The sequence below is a fragment of the Streptomyces sp. V3I7 genome (assembly GCF_030817495.1).
Classification (GTDB): Bacteria; Actinomycetota; Actinomycetes; order Streptomycetales; family Streptomycetaceae; genus Streptomyces.
In genome coordinates this window covers 1,737,433-1,758,092 of record NZ_JAUSZK010000001.1, presented here as the reverse complement: position 1 = coordinate 1,758,092, position 20,660 = coordinate 1,737,433, and the positions used below count along the sequence as shown (strand labels likewise).

At 72.9% G+C, this 20,660-nt stretch carries 19 protein-coding genes; 13 read left to right on the top strand and 6 right to left on the bottom strand.

The genetic code is table 11. The features are described 5' to 3' along the window. Position 1 precedes the first annotated feature (1 nt). Positions 2-1,210 (top strand): hypothetical protein, encoded by a 1,209-nt coding sequence (locus QFZ74_RS08305; protein ID WP_307620148.1) that lies wholly within the window; start codon positions 2-4, stop codon positions 1,208-1,210. A gap of 335 nt (positions 1,211-1,545) precedes the next feature. Here the strand turns inward: QFZ74_RS08305 and QFZ74_RS08300 are convergent, their stop codons facing one another. After that, the gene (locus tag QFZ74_RS08300; RefSeq protein ID WP_307620147.1) at positions 1,546-2,781 is read right to left on the bottom strand and encodes a glycosyltransferase 87 family protein; all 1,236 of its coding nucleotides are present in this window, start codon (positions 2,779-2,781) and stop codon (positions 1,546-1,548) included. Positions 2,782-2,863: 82 nt separating this feature from the next. Here QFZ74_RS08300 and QFZ74_RS08295 point away from each other — a divergent pair, with 82 nt between their 5' ends. Then, on the top strand, positions 2,864-4,006 hold the full coding sequence (locus tag QFZ74_RS08295; RefSeq protein ID WP_307620146.1) for a glycosyltransferase family 4 protein: 1,143 nt from the start codon (positions 2,864-2,866) through the stop codon (positions 4,004-4,006). An 81-nt stretch (positions 4,007-4,087) separates the two neighbouring features. Here the strand turns inward: QFZ74_RS08295 and QFZ74_RS08290 are convergent, their stop codons facing one another. Then, entirely contained in the window at positions 4,088-5,884 is a 1,797-nt protein-coding gene (locus QFZ74_RS08290; protein ID WP_307620145.1) for a long-chain fatty acid--CoA ligase, read from the bottom strand. A gap of 312 nt (positions 5,885-6,196) precedes the next feature. On the opposite strand from QFZ74_RS08290, the gene QFZ74_RS08285 reads away from it, so the two are divergent. The 6 genes from QFZ74_RS08285 to QFZ74_RS08260 all read left to right on the top strand — a co-directional run bounded on the left by QFZ74_RS08285 (position 6,197) and on the right by QFZ74_RS08260 (position 11,507). Beyond that, a complete protein-coding gene (locus QFZ74_RS08285) occupies positions 6,197-6,994 on the top strand; it encodes a metallophosphoesterase (protein WP_307620144.1) in 798 nt (265 codons plus the stop codon). 118 nt (positions 6,995-7,112) lie between these two features. Next, positions 7,113-7,556 (top strand): SRPBCC family protein, encoded by a 444-nt coding sequence (locus QFZ74_RS08280; protein WP_307620143.1) that lies wholly within the window; start codon positions 7,113-7,115, stop codon positions 7,554-7,556. Positions 7,557-7,599: 43 nt separating this feature from the next. Further along, positions 7,600-8,778 (top strand): ArsA family ATPase, encoded by a 1,179-nt coding sequence (locus QFZ74_RS08275; RefSeq protein ID WP_307620142.1) that lies wholly within the window; start codon positions 7,600-7,602, stop codon positions 8,776-8,778. Between the two features lie 342 nt (positions 8,779-9,120). After that, entirely contained in the window at positions 9,121-9,591 is a 471-nt protein-coding gene (locus tag QFZ74_RS08270; RefSeq protein ID WP_307620141.1) for a DUF5304 domain-containing protein, read from the top strand. A gap of 54 nt (positions 9,592-9,645) precedes the next feature. Next, complete coding sequence (locus QFZ74_RS08265) at positions 9,646-10,599, top strand: ROK family glucokinase (RefSeq protein WP_307620140.1); 954 nt, start codon at positions 9,646-9,648, stop codon at positions 10,597-10,599. Between the two features lie 149 nt (positions 10,600-10,748). Beyond that, positions 10,749-11,507: an endonuclease/exonuclease/phosphatase family protein gene (locus QFZ74_RS08260; RefSeq protein ID WP_307620139.1), complete on the top strand. Its 759-nt coding sequence runs from the start codon at positions 10,749-10,751 to the stop codon at positions 11,505-11,507. Positions 11,508-11,570: 63 nt separating this feature from the next. Here QFZ74_RS08260 and QFZ74_RS08255 read toward each other — a convergent pair whose 3' ends face one another. Continuing rightward, the gene (locus QFZ74_RS08255; protein WP_307620138.1) at positions 11,571-12,164 is read right to left on the bottom strand and encodes a hypothetical protein; all 594 of its coding nucleotides are present in this window, start codon (positions 12,162-12,164) and stop codon (positions 11,571-11,573) included. Beyond that, positions 12,157-12,936: a carboxylesterase gene (locus tag QFZ74_RS08250; protein ID WP_307624078.1), complete on the bottom strand. Its 780-nt coding sequence runs from the start codon at positions 12,934-12,936 to the stop codon at positions 12,157-12,159. The genes QFZ74_RS08255 and QFZ74_RS08250 overlap by 8 nt, the downstream gene beginning before the upstream one ends. 181 nt (positions 12,937-13,117) lie before the next feature. Here QFZ74_RS08250 and QFZ74_RS08245 point away from each other — a divergent pair, with 181 nt between their 5' ends. The 4 genes from QFZ74_RS08245 to QFZ74_RS08230 all read left to right on the top strand — a co-directional run bounded on the left by QFZ74_RS08245 (position 13,118) and on the right by QFZ74_RS08230 (position 17,004). Then, entirely contained in the window at positions 13,118-13,879 is a 762-nt protein-coding gene (locus tag QFZ74_RS08245; RefSeq protein ID WP_307620137.1) for a 1-acyl-sn-glycerol-3-phosphate acyltransferase, read from the top strand. A gap of 65 nt (positions 13,880-13,944) precedes the next feature. Continuing rightward, entirely contained in the window at positions 13,945-15,168 is a 1,224-nt protein-coding gene (macS, locus tag QFZ74_RS08240) for a MacS family sensor histidine kinase (RefSeq protein WP_307620136.1), read from the top strand. Next, positions 15,165-15,845 (top strand): response regulator transcription factor, encoded by a 681-nt coding sequence (locus QFZ74_RS08235; RefSeq protein ID WP_307620135.1) that lies wholly within the window; start codon positions 15,165-15,167, stop codon positions 15,843-15,845. The genes macS and QFZ74_RS08235 overlap by 4 nt, the downstream gene beginning before the upstream one ends. A gap of 130 nt (positions 15,846-15,975) precedes the next feature. Further along, on the top strand, positions 15,976-17,004 hold the full coding sequence (locus QFZ74_RS08230; RefSeq protein WP_307620134.1) for a 6-phosphofructokinase: 1,029 nt from the start codon (positions 15,976-15,978) through the stop codon (positions 17,002-17,004). Positions 17,005-17,020: 16 nt separating this feature from the next. Here QFZ74_RS08230 and QFZ74_RS08225 read toward each other — a convergent pair whose 3' ends face one another. Next, positions 17,021-18,934, bottom strand: coding sequence for an anthranilate synthase family protein (locus QFZ74_RS08225; protein ID WP_307620133.1), 1,914 nt, complete (start codon positions 18,932-18,934; stop codon positions 17,021-17,023). 95 nt (positions 18,935-19,029) lie between these two features. Continuing rightward, positions 19,030-19,086 carry a trp operon leader peptide gene (locus QFZ74_RS30405; RefSeq protein ID WP_115913573.1) on the bottom strand — a complete coding sequence of 19 codons (57 nt, stop codon included), beginning with the start codon at positions 19,084-19,086 and terminating at the stop codon, positions 19,030-19,032. 100 nt (positions 19,087-19,186) lie between these two features. Between QFZ74_RS30405 and QFZ74_RS08220 the strand changes: the two genes are divergently transcribed. Continuing rightward, entirely contained in the window at positions 19,187-20,539 is a 1,353-nt protein-coding gene (locus tag QFZ74_RS08220; protein ID WP_307620132.1) for a class II 3-deoxy-7-phosphoheptulonate synthase, read from the top strand. The last annotated feature ends 121 nt before the right edge of the window (positions 20,540-20,660 follow it).

Sequence of the window (20,660 nt, the reverse complement as noted above, 5' to 3'; positions counted from 1 at the left end):
GATGGCTGGTCGCAGGGGTCGCAGGGGTCGCAGGCGGGCGTGGAGCCCGGGTGCCGTGGGGCTCTGTCTGCTGCTCGTCTCCCTGACGGGGTGCGGCGGACAGCCCGCCGCCGACCCCGCGCGCACCGAGGTGCAGCACGTCCTCGACCGGCGCGCGGCGGCCCTCCTCGGCCACGACGAGCGGGCGTACGCCGACACCGGCAGCAGCACCCCGTACGGGCGCCTGCGCGCGCTGCCGCTCGCGTCCTGGACGTACCGCCTGACCGGCCTGCACCGCGGCGGCCCCACCACCACGGCCGACGCCGAACTGCGCTACCGCATCCGGGGCTACGACCGGTCCCCCGTCACCGCCGAGCGCAGCCTCACCCTCGGCCGCACGGCCGACGGGCACTGGTACGTCGCCGCCGACCGGCCCGCGAAGGAGGCCTCCGCGCAGCTGTGGGACCAGGGCACGGTGGCGGTGGCCCGGGGCGAGCGCAGCCTGGTGCTGGGCGTCGGGCAGTCCGCCGGCGCGCTGCGCGGGTACGCCCGGCTCGCCGACCGCGCGGTCCCCGCCGTCACCCAGACCTGGGGCACCTCCTGGGCCCGGCGCGTCGTCCTGCTGGTCCCGCGGTCCCTGGACGACATAGCGGCGCTCCTCGGCTCGCCGGCCTCCTCCTACCGCGGCATCGCCGCCGTCACCACCGGCGAGGCGGGCGGTTCGGGCCGGGCGCCTGCGGACCGGATCACCGTGAACCCGCAGGCGTACGCCGACCTCGGCGACGTCGGCAAGCAGGTGGTGCTCACCCACGAGACCACCCATGTCGCCACCCGCGCCGACACCTCCGCGGCCACCCCGCTGTGGCTCTCCGAGGGCTACGCCGACTGGGCCGGCTACCTCGGCACCGGCCGCACCCCCCTCCAGGCCGCCCCGGAACTGTCCCGCGCCGTCCGCCAGGGCCGGATCCCGGCGAGCCTGCCGGAGGACCGTGACTTCGCCTTCAGCGGCGACGCCACCCAGCTCGCGCAGGCCTACGAGAGCGGCTGGCTGGCCTGCCGCATGATCGCCGACCACTGGGGCGAGGTCCGGCTCGGCGAGTTCTACCGAGCCGTCGGCGCCCATCCCCAGCGAGCGGGCGCGCTGGAGGAGGCACTGCGAACGGTGCTCGGAACGACGCCGGAGAAGTTCACGGCACGGTGGCGGGACTACCTGCGGGCACAGCTGGGGTGAGCGGGCGGCCTTCGACGGTGCCTGGTCAGGCGGCCGATCGGGGTCGCCTGCGTGGGCGCGCGGGCGTGTTGGGCGGGGCGTTGCGGTGGACGTTGGAGAAGTTCACTGCGCGGTGGCGGGGACTGCCTGCGGGTGCAGTTGGGCTGAGGCGGGCGGCCTTCGACGGTGCCTGGTCAGGCGGCCGATCGGGGTCGCCTGCGTGGCCACCGTGGGCGCGCGGGTGTGTTGGGCGGCGCGTTGCGGGCGGTGCTCGGGACGACGCCGGAGAGGTTCACCGGGCGGTGACGGGACTGTCTGCGGGTGCAGTTGGGGTGAGCGGCGGTGCCGGGGTGTCGTCAGGAGGCGTCCGCGGTCGCCTTCGTGTGGGGGGTCTGGCTCGGGACGGGGGCCGCGGCGGGCGGCATCACCGAGTCCCGCCACAGCCGGCGGGCTGCGAGGAGGGCGGCGGCGAGCAGCAGGCCGTTACGCAGGACGAGCAGGCCGACACCGTACCGGTCACTGGCCACGACGTTGCCGAAACAGAGCGGGAACTCCACGGTCGTCACCAGGGCCGCCGCCAGCAGCAGCCAGGTGGGCAGCGCCATGCGTCCGGCGCGGTAGCCGAGGCAGACGGCGGCCACGCCGATCAGCCACACCAGGTACTGCGGGCTGATCACCCGGCTGGTGACCGTGAACATCAGCACCGCAGTGAAGGCCGCGTCGGCGAGCGTGTGCGGGAGGAACCGTCTCGCCCGCAGCCGCCACAGCAGCAGCCAGCCGAAGGCGGCGGCGGTGAGGCCCAGCGCGGCCGTGCTGACCGCCCCGACGTACGGGCCCAGGAACTCCACCGAGCCGTAGTTGAGCAGCACCTGACCCTGCCAGCCGAAGTGCCGGGCCACATGGAAGACCAGGGCGCCCAGCGACTCCACCTCGGTGCCCCGGTCGCGCTGGAAGGTGAGGAACGCGAAGGCGCCGGGCATCGCCAGCGCGAACAGCGCGGCCACGGACGCGGCGGTCAGCGCGGCCGCCGCCCACGTCCGGCGCCGTACGGCCCCCAGGAGCAGCAGCGCAGGCCACACCTTGAGCATCGCCCCGAAGCCCGCCAGCGCTCCCGCCGCCCGAGGGTGCCGCGCCGCGGTGAGCAGCGCGGCCACGGCGACTGCGGTCACCATCACGTCGTAGCGGGCGTAGGCCGTCGGGCCGAGCAGCGGCAGGCCCGCCACCCACACCCCGGCGCCGCACAGCGACCGGCCGGGGCGCAGGCCCGCGGACACCAGCAGGGCGAGGACGGCCAGGTCGGCGAGGCAGGCCAGGGCGAAGAAGGCGGAGGCGTAGCCGAGGAAGGGCAGGACGGCGGGGGAGAGGATCGCGAGGGCGGCGGCGGGCGGGTACTGCCAGGTCACGTCGTCCAGCGGGAACGTGCCCTGGCGCAGCACCTCGAACCAGCCCTGGTAGATCACCGACACGTCGGTCGTGACGTCCGCGCCCGGGAGGGCGACCACCCGGAAGACGAGGAGCAGCAGCACCAGCCGGCCGGCCCCCCACGCGCCGAGCAGCCACGCCACGGGCCGTCCCACGGCCGTCCTGTTCACCTGAGCCCCTGTTCGTCCGCTGCCCGTCGCCACCCGGTCCGCCGGACCCGTTCCGGACACGCGCCCGGTAGGGTCGGCGGCGATGCACAAGACCCTCATCGTGACCAACGACTTCCCGCCCCGGCCCGGCGGCATCCAGGCGTTCCTGCACAACATGGCGCTGCGGCTGGACCCGGAGCGCCTCGTCGTCTACGCCTCCACCTGGAAGCGGAGCCGGGAGGGGATCGAGGCCACGGCCGCCTTCGACGCCGAGCAGCCCTTCACGGTCGTACGCGATCGTACGACGATGCTGCTGCCGACGCCCGGGGCGACCCGGCGCGCCACCGGGCTGCTGCGCGAGCACGGCTGCACCTCGGTGTGGTTCGGGGCGGCGGCGCCGCTCGGCCTGATGGCGCCCGCCCTGCGGGCCGCGGGCGCCGAGCGGCTGGTCGCCACGACCCACGGGCACGAGGCCGGCTGGGCCCAGCTGCCCGCCGCCCGGCAACTGCTGCGCCGGATCGGCGAGGACACCGACACACTCACCTACCTCGGCGAGTACACCCGCTCGCGGATCGCCGGGGCGCTGACCCCCGAGGCGGCCGCGCGGATGGTGCAACTGCCGCCCGGCGTCGACGAGAAGACCTTCCACCCCGGCTCCGGCGGCGACGAGGTACGGGCCCGGCTCGGACTGTCCGACCGGCCGGTGGTCGTGTGCGTCTCGCGGCTCGTGCCGCGCAAGGGCCAGGACACCCTGATCCGGGCCATGCCGCGCATCCTGGCCAAGGAGCCGGACGCGGTGCTGCTGATCGTCGGCGGCGGCCCGTACGAGAACGACCTGCGCCGGCTCGCCCGCGAGAGCGGGGTCGCGGACTCCGTGCGCTTCACCGGCTCCGTGCCCTGGGCGGAGCTGCCCGCGCACTACGGCGCCGGTGACGTCTTCGCCATGCCGTGCCGGACCCGGCGCCGCGGCCTCGACGTCGAGGGGCTCGGGATCGTCTACCTGGAGGCCTCGGCGACCGGACTGCCCGTCGTCGCCGGCGACTCCGGCGGGGCGCCAGACGCGGTGCTCGACGGCGAGACCGGCTGGGTCGTGCGCGGCGGCTCCCCCGAGGACGCCGCCGACCGCATCGTCGCCCTCCTCGGCGACCCCGCGCTGCGCCGCCGGATGGGCGAGCGCGGACGGGCCTGGGTCGAGGAGAAGTGGCGCTGGGACCTGCTCGCCGAGAACCTCAAGGCGCTGCTCTGAGACCAGCTCCCTGAAACGCGCCGTGGCGCGGTCTCCCCGACGGGAGGCCGCGCCACGGCACGTGGAGCGTCGTACGGGCGACTACTTCTGGTAGATCCCCTCGATCTCGTCCGCGAAGTCCTTCGCCACCACGTTGCGCTTGAGCTTCAGTGACGGGGTCAGGTGGCCCGACTCCTCGGTGAACTGGCCGGACAGGATACGGAACTTGCGGACCGACTCGGCCTTCGACACCGCGGCGTTGCCGTCGTCGATCGCGGCCTGGATCGCGGCGTGCAGCTCCGCGTCCTCGCGCAGCGACACGGCGGTGGAGTCCGCCGGCTTGCCGTGCTCGGCGGCCCAGCGGCCGAGGAACTCCTCGTCGATGGTGACCAGCGCGCCCACGAACGGGCGGCCGTCGCCCACCACCATGCACTCCGCGACCAGCGCGTGCGCCCGGATGCGGTCCTCGATCACGGCCGGGGCGACGTTCTTGCCGCCCGCGGTCACGATGATCTCCTTCTTGCGGCCGGTGATCCTGAGGTAGCCGTCCTCGTCGAGCGTGCCGACGTCACCGGTGTGGAACCAGCCGTCGGCCAGCGCCTCGGCGGTCGCGCCCGCGTTGTTCCAGTACTCCTTGAACAGGTGCTCGCCGTGCAGCAGCACCTCGCCGTCGTCGGCGATCCGGACGACGGAGCCCGGCAGCGGCTGGCCGACCGTGCCGATCTTCTGCCGGTCCCAGGGGTTGAACGTGGTGGCGGCGCACGACTCGGTCAGGCCGTAGCCCTCCAGGACCGTGAAGCCGATGCCGCGGAAGAAGTGGCCGAGGCGCTCGCCCAGCGGGGCGCCGCCGGAGATGGCGTACTCGCCCCGCCCGCCGAGCACCGCGCGCAGCTTGCTGTACACCAGCTTGTCGAACGTCTTGTGCTTGAGCCGCAGACGCAGACCCGGGCCCGCCGGGGTGTCCAGCGCCTTGCTGTAGGCGATGGAGGTGTCCGCCGCCTTGTCGAAGATCGTGCCCTTGCCGTCGGCCTGCGCCTTGGCGCGCGCCGAGTTGTAGACCTTCTCGAAGACGCGCGGCACGCCCAGGACCATCGACGGGCGGAAGGACGCCAGTTCGTCCGTGAGCTGCTTGATGTCCGGGACCAGGCCCAGCTTGATCGGCGCCATCATCGAGGCGACCTGCACGAGCCGGCCGAAGACGTGCGCGAGCGGCAGGAAGAGCAGGACCGAGGAGTCGCCCGTGCGGAACAGCGGACGCAGGCGCTCGACGATGTTGCCGCACTCGGCGAAGAAGCTGCGGTGGGTCAGCACGCAGCCCTTGGGGCGGCCGGTCGTCCCGGAGGTGTAGACGAGGGTCGCCGGGTCGTCGGCCTTGGCGCGCGAGCTGCGCTCCTCGACCGTCGCGTCGCTGACGTCCTTGCCGAGCCGGCCGAGCTCCTCCACGGCGCCGGCCTCGATCTGCCAGACGTGATCGAGGGCGGGCAGCCGGTCACGCACGGAGTCGACGGCGGCGACGTGGTTGTCCATCTCGACGACGCAGGCCTTGGCGCCCGAGTCGGAGAGGATCCACTGCACCTGCTCCGGGGAACTGGTCTCGTACACCGGCACGGTGACCGCGCCCGCGCTCCAGATGGCGAAGTCGAGCAGTGTCCACTCGTAGCGGGTGCGCGACATCAGGCCGATCCGGTCGCCGGGCTGGATGCCCGAGGCGATGAGGCCCTTCGCGGCGGCGTGCACCTCGGACAGGAAGTCCAGGGCGTTCACGTCCTGCCAGGTGCCGCCGACCTTGCGCGCGATGACGGCGACGTCGGGGTGCTGCGCGGCGTTTCTGCGGACGATGTCGGTCAGATTGCCGTCGGCAGGGACCTCGTACAAGGCCGGAAGGCTGAACTCGCGCAAGACTGCTGCTCCTCTTAAGGCGCCGGCGCCACGACGTTGTGCATGCGACAGTGCGGTCCACGGCGCGGGCAGGTGCTCCGGAATCACCAGGAGCCCGGGGCCCGGTGGTTGAAATCCAGAGCACGACTGGACTGGCCGGACGTTACCCGCCGGTATGGCTTCTTCGACAGGGGGTCTCGGCGAGATGTTCGCCGCGTCACACCGATCGGTGCTTCTTCGCGCACAGTAGTCCACGCCTTTCCTGAGGTGCCAGTAACCGGAGGCCAGGACGCCACTGTTCACGTATGCCACACACGCCTACGCTCGATCACCATGGCACTTACACCCGCCGGCAAGCCGAGGACCCGCGTCCACGTCGTCAGCGACGTGCACGGCAACGCCCGCGACCTCGCCCGGGCAGGTGAGGGCGCGGACGCCCTGATCTGCCTCGGCGACCTCGTGCTCTTCCTGGACTACCGCGACCACTCGCGCGGCATCTTCCCCGACCTGTTCGGCGCCGAGAACGCCCGCCGGATCGTGGAGCTGCGCACCGCCCGCCGCTTCGAGGAGGCCCGGGAGTTCGGCGCCCGGCTGTGGGCGGGCCTCGGCTCCGACCGGCGCACGGTGATCGAGGCGGCGGTGCGCAGACAGTACGCCGAGATGTTCGCCGCGTTCCCGACCCCGACGTACGCGACGTACGGCAACGTCGACATGCCGCCGCTGTGGCCCGAGTACGCCGGGCCCGGCACCACGGTCCTCGACGGCGAGCGGATGGAGATCGGCGGCCGCGTCTTCGGCTTCGTCGGCGGCGGCCTGCGCACGCCCATGCGGACGCCGTACGAGATCAGCGACGAGGAGTACGCCGCGAAGGTCGAGGCGGTCGGCGAGGTCGACGTGCTGTGCACGCACATCCCGCCGGACGTCCCGGAGCTGGTGTACGACACGGTGGCGCGCCGCTTCGAGCGCGGCAGCCGGGCCCTGCTGGCCGCGATCCGCCGCACCCGGCCCCGCTACCACCTGTTCGGCCACGTCCACCAGCCGCTGGTGCGCCGCATGCGGATCGGGGCGACCGAGTGCGTGAACGTGGGCCACTTCGCGGGGACCGGACAGCCGTGGGTGCTTCAGTGGTGAGAGCGGCGTGTGGGGGCGGGCGGTGAAGTCGGCCGGGAGGCCGCGCGGTAGCCTTCACGCTGCACACGCGTGCGCACGCAGCGCGCACAACCGGCCCGTATCTGGAGGAGCCACGGCGATGGCGGAACACACCAGCTCGAGCATCACCATCGAGGCGGCACCGGCCGACGTGATGGCGGTGATCGCCGACTTCGTCCGCTACCCGGACTGGACGGGCGAAGTGAAGCAGGCCGAGATCCTCGAGACCGACGCCCAGGGCCGGGCCGAGCAGGTCCGCCTCGTGATGGACGCCGGCGCCATCAAGGACGACCAGGTCCTCGGCTACACCTGGACCGGCGACCACGAGGTCTCCTGGACCCTGATCAAGTCCCAGATGCTGCGCTCCCTCGACGGCACCTATGTGCTGAAGCCGGCCAGCGCGGGCGCCACCGAGGTGACGTACCGGCTGACGGTGGACGTCAAGATCCCCATGCTCGGCATGATCAAGCGCAAGGCCGAGAAGGTCATCATCGACCGGGCGCTCGCGGGCCTGAAGAAGCGCGTGGAGTCGGGCGAGCAGTGAGCATGGCGCCCTCGCGCCCCGCGCGCGGGTACCGTTCACCGTCATGCGCACCATCCTGATCACGGGTCCGGGCGGCTGCGGCCGTACGACCGTTGCCGCGGCCACCGCCCTGCGGGCCGCGCGCGAGGGCACCACCACCCTGGTGCTGAGCGCCGACCGCACCGACACCCTCGGGGCCGCGCTCGGCACGGAGACCGGGCCCGTCCCGGTCGAAGCCGCCCCCGGCCTCACGGCCTGGCGCCCCGACGCGGTCGAACGCTTCCGTGAGGACCTCACCGCGTTCCAGACCCGCGCCGCGAACGTCCTCGACCTGCTCGGTGCCTCCCGCCTGGACGCCGAGGAGGTCACGCCGCTCCCCGGCGCCGAGGAGCTGTCGTTCCTGCGCGCCCTCAGGGACGCGGCCCTCTCGGAGCGCTACGACCTCCTCGTCGTCGACCTCCCGCCCACTCCGCAGGCCCTCGCCCTGCTCGCGCTCCCGGAGGAGCTGCGCCGCTACCTGCGCCGCCTGCTCCCGCCCGAGCGGCAGGCGGCCCGCGCCCTGCGCCCGGTCCTGGGCCGGCTCGCCGGCGTCCCCATGCCCGCCGAGTGGCTGTACGAGACGGCCGGCCGGTGGGACGTCGAACTCGCCGCCGTCGAGGCCGTCCTGGCCGACCGCGCCACCACCGTCCGCCTGGTCGCGGAGCCGGGCCCGGCCGGCGCCGCCGCCGTGCGCGCCGCCGGTCTCGGCATCGCCCTGCGCGGCCTGCGCACCGAGGCCCTCGTCGCCAACCGCGTCCTGCCCGAGACCGCCCCGGACAGCTGGCTCGCCTGCCTCCTCGCCCAGCAGCGCAAGGCCCTGGCCGACTGGCGCGAGCCGGGGGAGCCGTACGACGTCCACGAGGTGCCCCACCTCGGCCGCGACCCGCGCGGCCCGGAGGACCTCGCCGCGCTCACCGCACCCGGCGTCAACGCGGCGCCCGCCCCGGTCGAGTGGCACGTCACCGACTCCATCGCCGAGGACGGCGTCCTCGTCTGGCACATCCCGCTGCCCGGCGCGATACGCGAGGAACTCGACCTGATCCGCCGCGGCGACGAACTGGTCGTCACCACCGGCGCGTTCCACCGCATCGTCCCCCTCCCCTCCGCCCTCCGCCGCTGCACCGTCGCAGGCGCCGCCCTCCGCAACGGCGAACTCCGCATCCGCTTCACCCCGGACCCGGGACTGTGGCCACGGGGGAAGTGACACCGGGGGAGCGGTCGCGGCGTTCTGCGCCGCTGCACTCTGGCGGGCGCCTGGCTGCGTGACAGCGAACTGCGTATCCGGATCGCCCCCCCCACGCCCGAACCGCCCGCGCACCGGTCGAGACCATGGGTGGCCATGCCCCCCACGCCCGAACCGCCCGCGCACCGGCCGAAGACAGAAGAGGTGGCACCGCGGCCGCGGGAACGGCGCCAGCCGCCCCACCCCGGGGCGTGGTCGCCGCCCGCTCTGCCCAGGGCCGGCCTCGCGGACGCGAGCGCGTGGTGAACCCGGTACGCCCGTTCGGGTAACGTCGGAGAGACGAACCGTAGTCAGGAGTCCGCCATGAGCGAAGAGCGCCCCACGCCTGACGCCCCGGAGCCGGAAGCGGCCGACGAGGTGCGGGTGAGTGACGCCGACGCGTGGGCCACCGCCTGCGCCGAGGACCTCGCGGCGGAGAAGGCCCGCCGCCGGTCCGAGCAGGCCCCGCCGCCGGGGTCCGCCGCCGAGGAGCTGCGCAAGCTCGTCGACGCCGTCGCCGACAAACTGTCCGGCGTCCAGTCGCCCCTCCTGGGCGCGATCGCCGGGCCGGCCGCCCAGCAGGCGGTGCGGCAGGCCGTGCAGCAGGCCAAGGCCGCCGTCGAGCCGGTCATCGAGCGCAACCCGGACGTCTTCGACCACCTGGCCGCGGCCGGCACCGAACTCCTCGCCGCCTACCGCTCCGCCGTGCAGGGCCAGGAGGGGCGCTGGACGTCCCGTACGAACCCCGCGAAGGGCGACGACGACGGCCCCGGGGAACGCATCGACCTGGACTGAAACCGCCTCGGGTACGGTTGGCCCTAGCGGGGCTCGACCGGAACTGAGGGATTCATGGGACTCACCATCGGCGTCGACATCGGCGGCACGAAGATCGCGGCCGGGGTGGTCGACGAGGAAGGCAACATCCTCTCGACCTTCAAGGTGCCGACCCCCACCACGCCGGAGGCCATCGTGGACGCCATCGCCTCGGCGGTGGAGGGCGCGCGCGCCGGGCACGACATCGTCGGCGTGGGCATCGGCGCGGCCGGCTACGTGAACCGGCAGCGTTCGACCGTCTATTTCGCGCCCAACATCGACTGGCGCCAGGAGCCGCTGAAGGACAAGGTCGAGGCCCGCGTCGGCCTGCCGGTCGTCGTGGAGAACGACGCCAACGCGGCCGCCTGGGGCGAGTACAAGTTCGGTGCGGGCAAGGGCCACCGCAACGTCATCTGCATCACGCTCGGCACCGGCCTCGGCGGCGGCATCATCATCGGCAACAAGCTGCGCCGCGGCCACTTCGGCGTGGCCGCCGAGTTCGGCCACATCCGAATGGTGCCGGACGGCCTGATGTGCGGCTGCGGCTCGCAGGGCTGCTGGGAGCAGTACGCCTCCGGCCGCGCCCTCGTCCGGTACGCCAAGCAGCGCGCCAACGCCACCCCCGAGCTTGCCGAACTGCTGCTCTCCCTGGGCGACGGCACCCCCGACGGCATCGAGGGCAAGCACATCTCCATGGCCGCCCGCCAGGGCGACCCGGTCGCCGTGGACTCCTACCGCGAGCTGGCCCGCTGGGCCGGTGCCGGTCTCGCCGACCTGGCCTCCCTCTTCGACCCCTCCGCGTTCATCGTCGGCGGCGGTCTCTCCGACGAGGGCGAGCTGGTCCTGGACCCGATCCGCAAGTCGTACAAGCGCTGGCTGGTCGGCGGCAACTGGCGTCCGGTCGCCGAGGTGATCGCGGCTCAGCTGGGCAACAAGGCCGGCCTCGTCGGCGCGGCGGACCTCGCCCGCGAGCCCGACCCGATCATGTGACGCTCGCCTTTCGGGCCACGGCGCCTGTGCCCACCCAAGGGGCGCGGGGAACGGCGCGACCAGCCACCGACGACTGGCAGTCGCGCACCCACCCCCGCGCCCCGATCTCATAGGCGCACCAGCCCCGGGTGCCAACTAAATTGACCCGCATGCCGACACCGCCACCGCTACCCGACTCCCGCACAGAGCCCGACGGTTCAGCCCTCGTCCGCGTCCTGAGCTACAACGTCCGCTCGATGCGCGACGACACCGACGCGCTGGCCAGGGTCATCACCGCCTGCGCCCCCGACCTGGTCCTTCTCCAGGAGGCCCCCCGCTTCTTCCGCTGGCGCAAGAAGCTCGCCCGGCTCGCGGCGGCCTCGGGACAGGTCGTCCTCACCGGCGGTGCCACGGCGACGGGACCCGCGATCCTCTGCTCGCTGCGGGCCACTGTCGAGCGGACCGAGGACGTCCTCCTGCCGCACACCCCGGGCCTGCACCGCCGCGGCTTCGCCACCGCCGTCGTACGCTTCGGCGCCGCCCGGATCGGCGTGCTCAGCTGCCACTTGAGCCTGCAGAAGGACGAGCGGTACGCGCAGGGCGGTCTGCTGCTCGACCGGCTGGCCGGCCTCGGCGTGGAGCACGCCGTCGCGGGCGGCGACCTCAACGAGCGCCCCGGCGGCCGCACCTTCCGGCGGCTGGCCCGCGAACTCCAGGACGGCTGGGCCACCGCCCCCTGGGGCGGCGAGTACACGTCCACCCCCGCCGACCCCCACCAGCGCATCGACGCGATCTTCGCGACGAAGGGCGTCGAGGTGCTCGGCTGCGGCGTGCCGACCGCCGGCCTGCCGGGCGTGACGGAGGAAGACCTGAGGGCGGCCACGGACCACCTCCCGGTCCTGGCCGCCCTCCGGGTCCCAGCGTTGTGAAAGGCGCGGCGTGAAAAACGCGGCGCCGCTCAGACCACCGCGCTGCTCAGACCACCGCGCTGCTCAGACCACCGCGCCGCTCCCCGGGCCGTCGTCCTCGTCGTCGTCCGTCCGCATCCGCGTCACCAGCGTGACGAAGCCGCCGAGGAAGCCGCCGATACCGAGCGTGGCCAGCCACCAGGTCATCTCCCAGCCGAGCAGTATCGCCAGCAGGAGCAGGATCGGGCCGCCCACCACACCGAGCCAGGCGAACTTGGCGGTGGTGTCGGCGGCGGGCAGCGGCGGCGGCTCGGGCGGCACGAAGTGGCCCTCGTCGTCCTCGCCGAGATCGTCGTCGGACGCCTCGGACGCCTCGGACACCCGGTAGTCGCGCGGTCCGACGCCGGGCGCGAACGAGATCGAGCTGCCCAGCGGCCCGCCGGGACGGCTCGCACCGCCCGTCTCCGTGCCGCGGTCCTCCTCGCCGGACTCCTCCGGGGACTCCTCCGGCTCGGGCAGCGCGAGATCCCGGACCGGCCGGTAGGGCTCGGTGCCCGGCGGGTCCGGCGGCTCGTCCCCGTACCCCGCGACGATCGCCGCCCAGGCGGCGTTCTCGTCGAAGGGGACACCCTTCTCGTCCGGCTCGCGATCCTCGCGGTCGGAGTCGTGCTCAGCCAACTGCGGCCGTCCCTTCCTTGCCGACACGGGGTGCGAGCCGGCCGGTGAAAGCGAGGCTCTCCTCGAAGATCCGGTCCGCGTCGTGGTCCAACGTCGCGACGTGGTAGCTGTGTTCCAGTACGACCTCTCGTACGTCCCGCGAGGACACCCGGCTCAGCACCCGGGCCGAGTCGGCCGGCGGCACCACATGGTCCTGGGCGCTGCGCAGAAGCAGCAGCGGCTGGGTGACCTGCGGAAGCTCCCCGTCCAGCAGTCGCAGGTAGGTCCGCAGGGAGTGGGCCGCGTGCAGCGGCACCCGGTCGTAGGCGAGTTCCTGCGCGCCCTCCAGCGCGATGTCGCTCGCGATCCCCGGCGCCGACCGCACCAGGTGCCGGGCCACCGGAAGGGCGTACGCCGACGCGCCGTGCACCTTGTTCGCCGGGTTGACGACCACCACGCCGGCGACCGCGTCCCCGTGCCGGGCCGCCAGCCGCAGGGCCAGCGCGCCGCCCATCGACAGGCCCGCCACGAACACCCGCGCGCAGCGCTCGCGCAGGGACCGCAGCTCGCGGTCCACCTCCGCGTACCAGTCCCGCCAGCCGGTGAGCCGCATGTCCTCCCACCGCGTGCCGTGGCCGGGCAGCAGCGGCAGCGACACGGTCAGGCCGTGCGCGGCGTGGTGCTCCGCCCAGGGGCGCAGCGACTGGGGCGAGCCGGTGAAACCATGGCAGAGGAGGATCCCGACCTCACCGCCGTCGTGGCGGTACGGCTCGGCTCCAGGCAGGACCGGCACCTCGGTACTCCTGTTCATGAGAAGGACGTACGGGATGTGATCACGAAACGGGCGTGGAGCGGGCGTGCACGACTCCAGGCCCCCTCACCGTACGCGACCGTACTGACACCGACCAGGGTCGTCGGGTCCTTTGACAGTGGTCCGGGTTATGGTCTGACCGACGGAAACAGGAGGCACTCGGTTGTTGTACGGCGCGATGAAGGTCGCCATCGGGGCACCGCTGAAGGTCGCCTTCAGACCTTGGGTGGAGGGGCTGGAGAACATCCCCGCCGAGGGCCCCGCCATCCTGGCGAGCAATCACCTGTCGTTCTCGGACTCGTTCTTCCTGCCCGTGATGCTCGACCGCAAGGTCACCTTCATCGCGAAGGCCGAGTACTTCACCACCCCCGGTCTCAAGGGCAGGATGACCGCCGCCTTCTTCAAGGGCGTCGGCCAACTCCCCGTGGACCGCTCCGGCGCGCGCGGCGCGGGCGAGGCGGCCATCAGGAGCGGCATCGAGGTCATCGAGCGCGGTGAACTGTTCGGCATCTACCCCGAGGGCACGCGCTCGCCCGACGGCCGCCTCTACCGCGGCAAGCCCGGGGGCCTCGGGCGCGTCGCGCTCGCCACCGGTGCGCCGGTCATCCCCGTCGCGATGATCGACACGGAGAAGATCCAGCCGCCCGGCCAGGTCGTGCCGAAGCTGATGCGGCCCGGCATCCGGATCGGCAGGCCGCTCGACTTCAGCCGCTACCAGGGCATGGAGCACGACCGCTTCGTCCTGCGGGCGCTGACCGACGAGGTCATGTACGAGATCATGAAGCTCTCCGGCCAGGAGTACGTCGACATGTACGCGACCGCCGCCAAGCGGCAGATCGCGGAGGCGGCGAAGGCCGAGAAGGCCGAGAAGTCAGGCAAGCCAGGCAAGCCAGGCAAGTCAGGGAAGAAGAATTCCGAGGCCTAGGGTCTTTCGTCAGGATCGGGACGGATCCGGGGCCGGGGGCGGCGAACCGAACATCATGGGGGGACATGTCCAAGCGTGAGCGGGTCATGACGATGTCCGTCGAGCAGCCGCTGTGGCGTGCCCTGACGGCGTACCGCGTGCTGACGGCGCTGTACGCCATCGGTCTCGGCGTCGCCGCCCACGCCCAGTTCGCCCGCCCCTGGATCGCGATCGGCTACTACGCCGTCCTGCTGCTCTGGACCCTGGCCACCTTCCCCAAGGTGGCCGGCGCGGCGCACTGCACCCGGCGCTTCCTCGTCGCCGACCTGACGATCGCCCTCGTCGGCATCCTTCTCACCCCGTTCGCCGTCACCCACCACCGCATCACCGACGGCGGCCCGACCCTGCCGTCGATATGGACCGCCGGCGCCGTGCTGGCCTTCGCCATCAAGGGCGGCTGGCGGTGGGCGGCCTGCGCCTCGACGATCGTCGCCTGCGCCAACCTGGTCGAGCGGGGGGCCCCGACCCGCGACACCGTGCACAACGTGCTCCTCGTCTGTATCGCCTCCATCGGCATCGGGTACGTCGTCGAGGTCGCCCGCGCCTCCGAGCGCACCCTCGCCCGCGCCCTGGAGATCGAGGCCGTGACCCGGGAGCGGGAGCGGCTCGCCCGGGACATCCACGACGGCGTGCTCCAGGTGCTGGCGATGGTGCAGCGCCGGGGCGCGGTGCTCGGCGGCGAGGCGGCCGAGCTGGGACGCCTGGCCGGCGAGCAGGAGGCGGCGCTGCGCACGCTGGTCTCCGGCGGACTGGTCCCCGTCCCCCGGACATCGGCGGACGCCGGAGCGGTCGTCCGCACCGTCGAGGAGCCGGACGACGCCACCGCCCCCGTCGACCTGTGCGCCCTGCTCGCCCCGCACGCCGGAGCCCACGTCAGCCTGGCCGAACCCGGCGCGCCCGTCCTGCTGCCGCCGGCCGCCGCGCGCGAGCTGGCCGCGGCGGTGGGCGCCGCCCTGGACAACGTCCGCCGGCACGCGGGAGAGGACGCCCGGGCCTGGATCCTGGTCGAGGACGAGCCCGGCGAGGTCGTCGTGACCGTCCGGGACGACGGACCCGGCATCCCCGAGGGCCGGCTCGCCCAGGCCGAGGGCGAGGGACGGCTCGGGGTGGCCCAGTCGATCCGGGGGCGCCTGCGCGACCTGGGCGGCAGCGCCGAGCTGGTGTCGGTTCAGGGACAGGGCACCGAAGTGGAGTTGACGGTTCCCAGGGCCCGGTCGAAGGCCCCGCGGGGGAAGGCGGAGAAGCGATGACGCAGGCACAGGGCCCGATCAAGGTCATGGTGGTCGACGACCACCCGATGTGGCGCGACGCGGTCGCCCGGGACCTGGCCGAGTCCGGCTTCGAGGTGGTCGCCACCGCCGGGGACGGCGAGCAGGCGGTGCGCCGCGCGCTGGCCGCCGGCCCGGACGTCCTCGTCCTGGACCTGAACCTGCCGGCCAAGCCCGGCGTCCAGGTCTGCAAGGAACTCGTCGGCGCCAACCCGGCGTTGCGCGTCCTGGTGCTGTCGGCCAGCGGCGAGCACGCCGACGTCCTGGAGGCCGTGAAGTCCGGGGCGACCGGCTATCTGCTGAAGTCGGCGTCCACCGAGGAACTCCTCGACGCGGTGCGCCGAACCGCCGTCGGCGACCCGGTGTTCACGCCCGGACTCGCCGGACTGGTCCTCGGCGAGTACCGGCGGCTGGCCTCCGATCCGGGCGGCGCCGCGGCCGAGGCCGAGGAGCCGAACGCGCCGCGGCTGACCGACCGCGAGACCGAGGTGCTGCGCCTGGTCGCCAAGGGACTGAGCTACAAACAGATAGCCGAGCGCCTGGTCATCTCCCACCGCACGGTGCAGAACCACGTCCAGAACACTCTGGGCAAGCTCCAGTTGCACAACCGCGTCGAGCTGGTGCGGTACGCGATCGAGCGGGGGCTCGACGAGGAGTGAGCGGCGCCGCCGCCCGCGTCAACCAACCGACCGGCAATTCACCGGAATTGCCCTTCCCGCCCCTGCATGAGTGACGTGCATCACCATTAGCGTGGCCCTCGTCAGGCAACCGCGGCGAAGGGACACATCCATGCGGGTCGGAGTACTGACCGGAGGCGGCGACTGCCCCGGGCTCAACGCCGTCATCCGCGGCATCGTCCGCAAGGGCGTCCAGGAGTACGGCTACGAATTCACCGGCTACCGGGACGGCTGGCGCGGCCCCCTCGAAGGCGACACCGTCCGTCTCGACATCCCCGCCGTGCGCGGCATCCTGCCCCGCGGCGGCACCATCCTCGGCTCCTCGCGCACCAACCCGCTCAAGCTCCAGGACGGCATCCGCCGGATCAAGGACAACCTCGCCAAGCAGGAGGTCGAGGCGCTCGTCGCGATCGGCGGCGAGGACACCCTGGGCGTGGCCGCGCGGCTGTCCGACGAGTACGGCGTGCCCTGCGTCGGCGTGCCCAAGACCATCGACAACGACCTCTCCGCCACCGACTACACCTTCGGCTTCGACACGGCCGTCGGCATCGCCACGGAGGCCATCGACCGGCTGCACACCACCGCCGAGTCCCATATGCGGGTCCTCGTCTGCGAGGTGATGGGCCGGCACGCCGGCTGGATCGCCCTGCACTCCGGCCTCGCAGGCGGCGCCAACGTCATCCTCATCCCCGAGCAGCGCTTCGACCTCGACCAGGTGTGTGCCTGGATCACCTCCCGCTTCAAGGCGTCGTACGCCCCGATCGTCGTCGTCGCCGAGGGCGCCATGCCCCAGGACGGCGACGTGGTGCTCAAGGACGGCTCGCTCGACGCCTTCGGCCACGTCCGGCTCTCCGGCGTCGGCGAGTGGCTGGCCAAGGAGATCGAGAAGCGGACCGGCAAGGAGGCGCGCACCACGGTCCTCGGCCACGTCCAGCGCGGCGGCACGCCGAGCGCCTTCGACCGCTGGCTCGCCACCCGCTTCGGCCTGCACGCCATCGACGCCGTCCACGACCGCGACTTCGGCAAGATGGTCGCCCTGCGCGGCACGGACATCGTCCGCGTCCCGATCTCCGAGGCCACGGCCAGGCTGAAGACCGTGGACCCGAAGCTGTACGAGGAGGTCGGCGTCTTCTTCGGCTGACGAAAGCCCCCGGACGCTACACGGTCGTGCGGCGCGGCTGCCCCACCAGTTCCCGCACGACCGAGACCCCGTCGAGGGTCAGAACCGACTCCGGGTGGAACTGGACCCCGGCGAACCCCTGGCCCCGGATCGCGTGCACCTCACCGTTCGCGGCCCGGCTCACCTCGATGCCCTGGGCTGCCAGTTCCGCCTGAGCCTCGTCCTCGCAGCGGGCCGTGAAGCTGTTGTAGAAGCCGACGGTCTCGATCCTGCCGAACAGGTCGATCTCCGTCTGCGCACCCTGGTACGGCACCTCCTTGCGGACGATCTCCAGCCCCAGCTCCGCCGCGATCAGCTCGTGCCCGAGGCACACCCCGAGCACGCCGTGCCGGTGCTCGCGCAGCACGTCGGCGGTCAGCTCCCGCAGGAACCGCATCTTCGGGTCGGCAGGATCCGAGGAGTCCCCCGGGCCCGGGCCGAGCACCACCGGACCCTCGTGCGCGAGCACCGCCTCCCGCAGTCCCGGCTCGTCGTACCGTCGCACGGTCACGTCCAGGCCGGACGCGCGCAGCACATGCGCCAGCATCGCGGTGAAGGTGTCCTCCGCGTCGACGACCAGCGCGTGCTCCCCGAGGGACGGCGCCTGCTCCCGCATCCGCAGCCAGAACGGCGCCAGCGAGGACCGCCGCCCGTCCAGCGCCGCCCGCACCCGCGGGTCGTCGGCCAGCCGGGGCCGGGCCCGCTCCGCGCGCGGACGCGACGGCCCTACGCCGAGCGCCGCCAGCACCCCCGCCGCCTTCGCGTGCGTCTCCGCCACCTCGCTCGCCGGGTCCGAGCCGCGGACGAGCGTCGCGCCCACCCCGACCCGCAGCCGCCCGGCCGCGTCGATGTCGGCGGTGCGGATGAGGATGGGGGAGTCGAGCGTCCGGGCGCCCCCGGAGTCCCGGCCGAGCAGCGCCAGCGCCCCGGCGTAGTAGCCGCGCCCGCCGCTCTCGTGCCGCTCGATCACCCGGCAGGCGTTCTGCACCGGGGACCCGGTGACCGTGGCGGCGAACATGGTCTCCCGCAGCACCTCGCGCACGTCCAGCGAGGACCTCCCGCGCAGCTCGTACTCGGTGTGCGCGAGGTGCGCCATCTCCTTCAGGCGCGGGCCGACCACCACCCCGCCCATGTCGCCGACGGTGCACATCATCTTGAGCTCCTCGTCGACGACCATCGACAGCTCCTCGATCTCCTTGCCGTCGGCGAGGAAGTCCAGCAGGTGCTCGGGCGTCGGCCCTTCGGCCGGGTAGCGGTACGTCCCGCTGATCGGGTTCATCACGACCGTCCCGCCCGCCCGTCTCCCACCACCGCCCTCAGCCGGGAGCGCTTCGCGCTCGCCCCTTCCATTCGACATGCGGACATGCACCTCCGGGCTCGCCCCGACCAGCGTCCGCTCCCCGGTGTGCACGACGAACGTCCAGTACGCGCCGCGCTCGCCCTCGAGGAGCCGCCGGAACAGCGCCAGCGCGTCGGCGCGCCCGAACCCCGGGACCTCACCCTCGTACGTCCGCCGGATCACGAAGTTCGCGCCCTCGCCCCGCCCGATCTCCTCGCGCAGCACCCGCCCGACGATCTCGCCGTACTCCTCGTCATCGACGTCGAAGCCGCCGCCCCGGACACGGACGTCGTGCGCGGGGAGCTGCTCCAGCGCCTCGGACAGCGGGATCTCGTACGACTCCTCGGGCGTGAGCACCGCCAGCGGGGTCCCGTCGTCGCGGACGTCGAAGCCGCGCTCGCGGATCTGCCGGAACGGGACGAGTGCGAGGCCCTCCTCCGGGAGGTCGGCGAGCCGCTCGCGGGTGGTCACCGGCCCGACGAGCACCTCCACCGTGTCCCCGTCGCGCCCGGGGGAGCGGCGGCGGAGCAGGGCGAAGGGGCGTGGGTCGTGCAGCAGGTCCAGCAGGTCCATGGGGTCCGTGATCCTTCTCGGGTGGGAGAGGGGCGGCCCGGAAACGCCGAAGGCCGCCCTCGGGCGGCCTTCGCGAAGTCTGTGGGTACGCGCAGTCAGTGGGCCGCCGGATGAGCGGTCCACCACCAGTTCTGGATCGAAAGCGCGAACATGCGTCGGACCCTATCGCATGCATGTCCGCACTGCGTACGCCGTGTCTCATTTGCTGGGCGCGGACGGGATCACGTGACATCACCCCGTAATGTTGAGCGCGTGACCGTGAACGCTAAGACCAGCTCCCACGCTGGCAACACCTGGCGAGACCTGCCCGCGGCGCAGCAGCCCGAGTACCCCGACCCCGAGGCTCTGCGCGCAGTGATCGCGGACCTCGAGTCGTATCCGCCGCTCGTCTTCGCGGGCGAGTGCGACCAGCTGCGTGCCCGTATGGCGGCTGTGGCCAAGGGGGAGGCGTTCCTGCTCCAGGGCGGCGACTGCGCGGAGTCCTTCGACGCTGTGGGCGCCGAGCAGATTCGGGCCAAGTTGAAGACGTTGCTGCAGATGGGCGCCGTGCTCACTTACGCCGCGTCCGTGCCCGTGGTGAAGGTGGGCCGGATCGCCGGCCAGTACTCCAAGCCGCGCTCCAAGCCGACCGAGACCCGCGACGGCGTGACCCTGCCGACCTACCGCGGCGACTCCGTCAACGGCTTCGAGTTCACCGAGGCCGCCCGCGTCCCGGACCCCGAGCGGCTGAAGCGGATGTACCACGCCTCCGCCTCGACGCTGAACCTGGTGCGCGCCTTCACCACCGGCGGCTACGCCGACCTGCGCCAGGTGCACGCCTGGAACCAGGACTTCGTGAAGTCGTCCCCCTCGGGCCAGCGCTACGAGCAGCTCGCCCGCGAGATCGACAACGCGCTGAACTTCATGCGGGCCTGCGGCGCGGAGCCCGAGGAGTTCAAGACGGTCGAGTTCTACGCCTCGCACGAGGCGCTGCTGATGGACTACGAGACCGCCCTGACCCGGATCGACTCGCGCACCGGCAAGCTGTACGACGTCTCCGGGCACATGGTGTGGATCGGTGAGCGCACCCGGCAGCTGGACGGCGCGCACATCGAGTTCGCCTCGAGGATCAGCAACCCGGTCGGCATCAAGCTCGGCCCGACGACCACGGCCGAGGAGGCGCTGCAGTACATCGAGCGCCTCGACCCCGACCGCGAGCCGGGCCGGCTGACCTTCATCGTCCGTATGGGCGCCGACAAGATCCGCGACAGGCTCCCCGAGCTGGTCGAGAAGGTCACGGCGTCCGGCGCGACGGTGGCCTGGGTGACCGACCCGATGCACGGCAACACCTTCGAGGCGGCCTCCGGCCACAAGACCCGCCGCTTCGACGACGTGCTCGACGAGGTGAAGGGCTTCTTCGAGGTCCACAAGGAGCTCGGCACGCACCCGGGCGGCATCCACGTGGAGCTCACCGGCGACGACGTCACCGAGTGCGTGGGCGGCGGCGACGAGATCTTCGTCGACGACCTGCACCAGCGCTACGAGACGGCCTGCGACCCGCGGCTGAACCGCAGCCAGTCGCTCGACCTGGCGTTCCTCGTGGCGGAGATGTACCGGGACCAGTGAGGTTCCGGCCTCTGACCGAGGCGTGAGTGGGGCGCGGATCACAGACGATCCGCGCCCCATCGCTTTCTCCGTACCCGCATCGCGGGTAAGGTTAGGTTTGCCTCACCGATCAATCGGGGCG

Bases quoted from the DNA above. Each gene is read 5' to 3' on its own strand.
- QFZ74_RS08265 (WP_307620140.1), top strand. From the start codon at position 9,646: ATGGGACTCACCATCGGCGTCGACATCGGCGGCACGAAGATCGCGGCC.
- QFZ74_RS08270 (WP_307620141.1), top strand. From the start codon at position 9,121: ATGAGCGAAGAGCGCCCCACGCCTGACGCCCCGGAGCCGGAAGCGGCC.
- QFZ74_RS08260 (WP_307620139.1), top strand. From the start codon at position 10,749: ATGCCGACACCGCCACCGCTACCCGACTCCCGCACAGAGCCCGACGGT.
- macS (WP_307620136.1), top strand. From the start codon at position 13,945: ATGTCCAAGCGTGAGCGGGTCATGACGATGTCCGTCGAGCAGCCGCTG.
- QFZ74_RS08295 (WP_307620146.1), top strand. From the start codon at position 2,864: ATGCACAAGACCCTCATCGTGACCAACGACTTCCCGCCCCGGCCCGGC.
- QFZ74_RS08285 (WP_307620144.1), top strand. From the start codon at position 6,197: ATGGCACTTACACCCGCCGGCAAGCCGAGGACCCGCGTCCACGTCGTC.
- QFZ74_RS08235 (WP_307620135.1), top strand. From the start codon at position 15,165: ATGACGCAGGCACAGGGCCCGATCAAGGTCATGGTGGTCGACGACCAC.
- QFZ74_RS08225 (WP_307620133.1), bottom strand. From the start codon at position 18,934: ATGGACCTGCTGGACCTGCTGCACGACCCACGCCCCTTCGCCCTGCTC.
- QFZ74_RS08275 (WP_307620142.1), top strand. From the start codon at position 7,600: ATGCGCACCATCCTGATCACGGGTCCGGGCGGCTGCGGCCGTACGACC.
- QFZ74_RS08280 (WP_307620143.1), top strand. From the start codon at position 7,113: ATGGCGGAACACACCAGCTCGAGCATCACCATCGAGGCGGCACCGGCC.
- QFZ74_RS08230 (WP_307620134.1), top strand. From the start codon at position 15,976: ATGCGGGTCGGAGTACTGACCGGAGGCGGCGACTGCCCCGGGCTCAAC.
- QFZ74_RS08305 (WP_307620148.1), top strand. From the start codon at position 2: ATGGCTGGTCGCAGGGGTCGCAGGGGTCGCAGGCGGGCGTGGAGCCCG.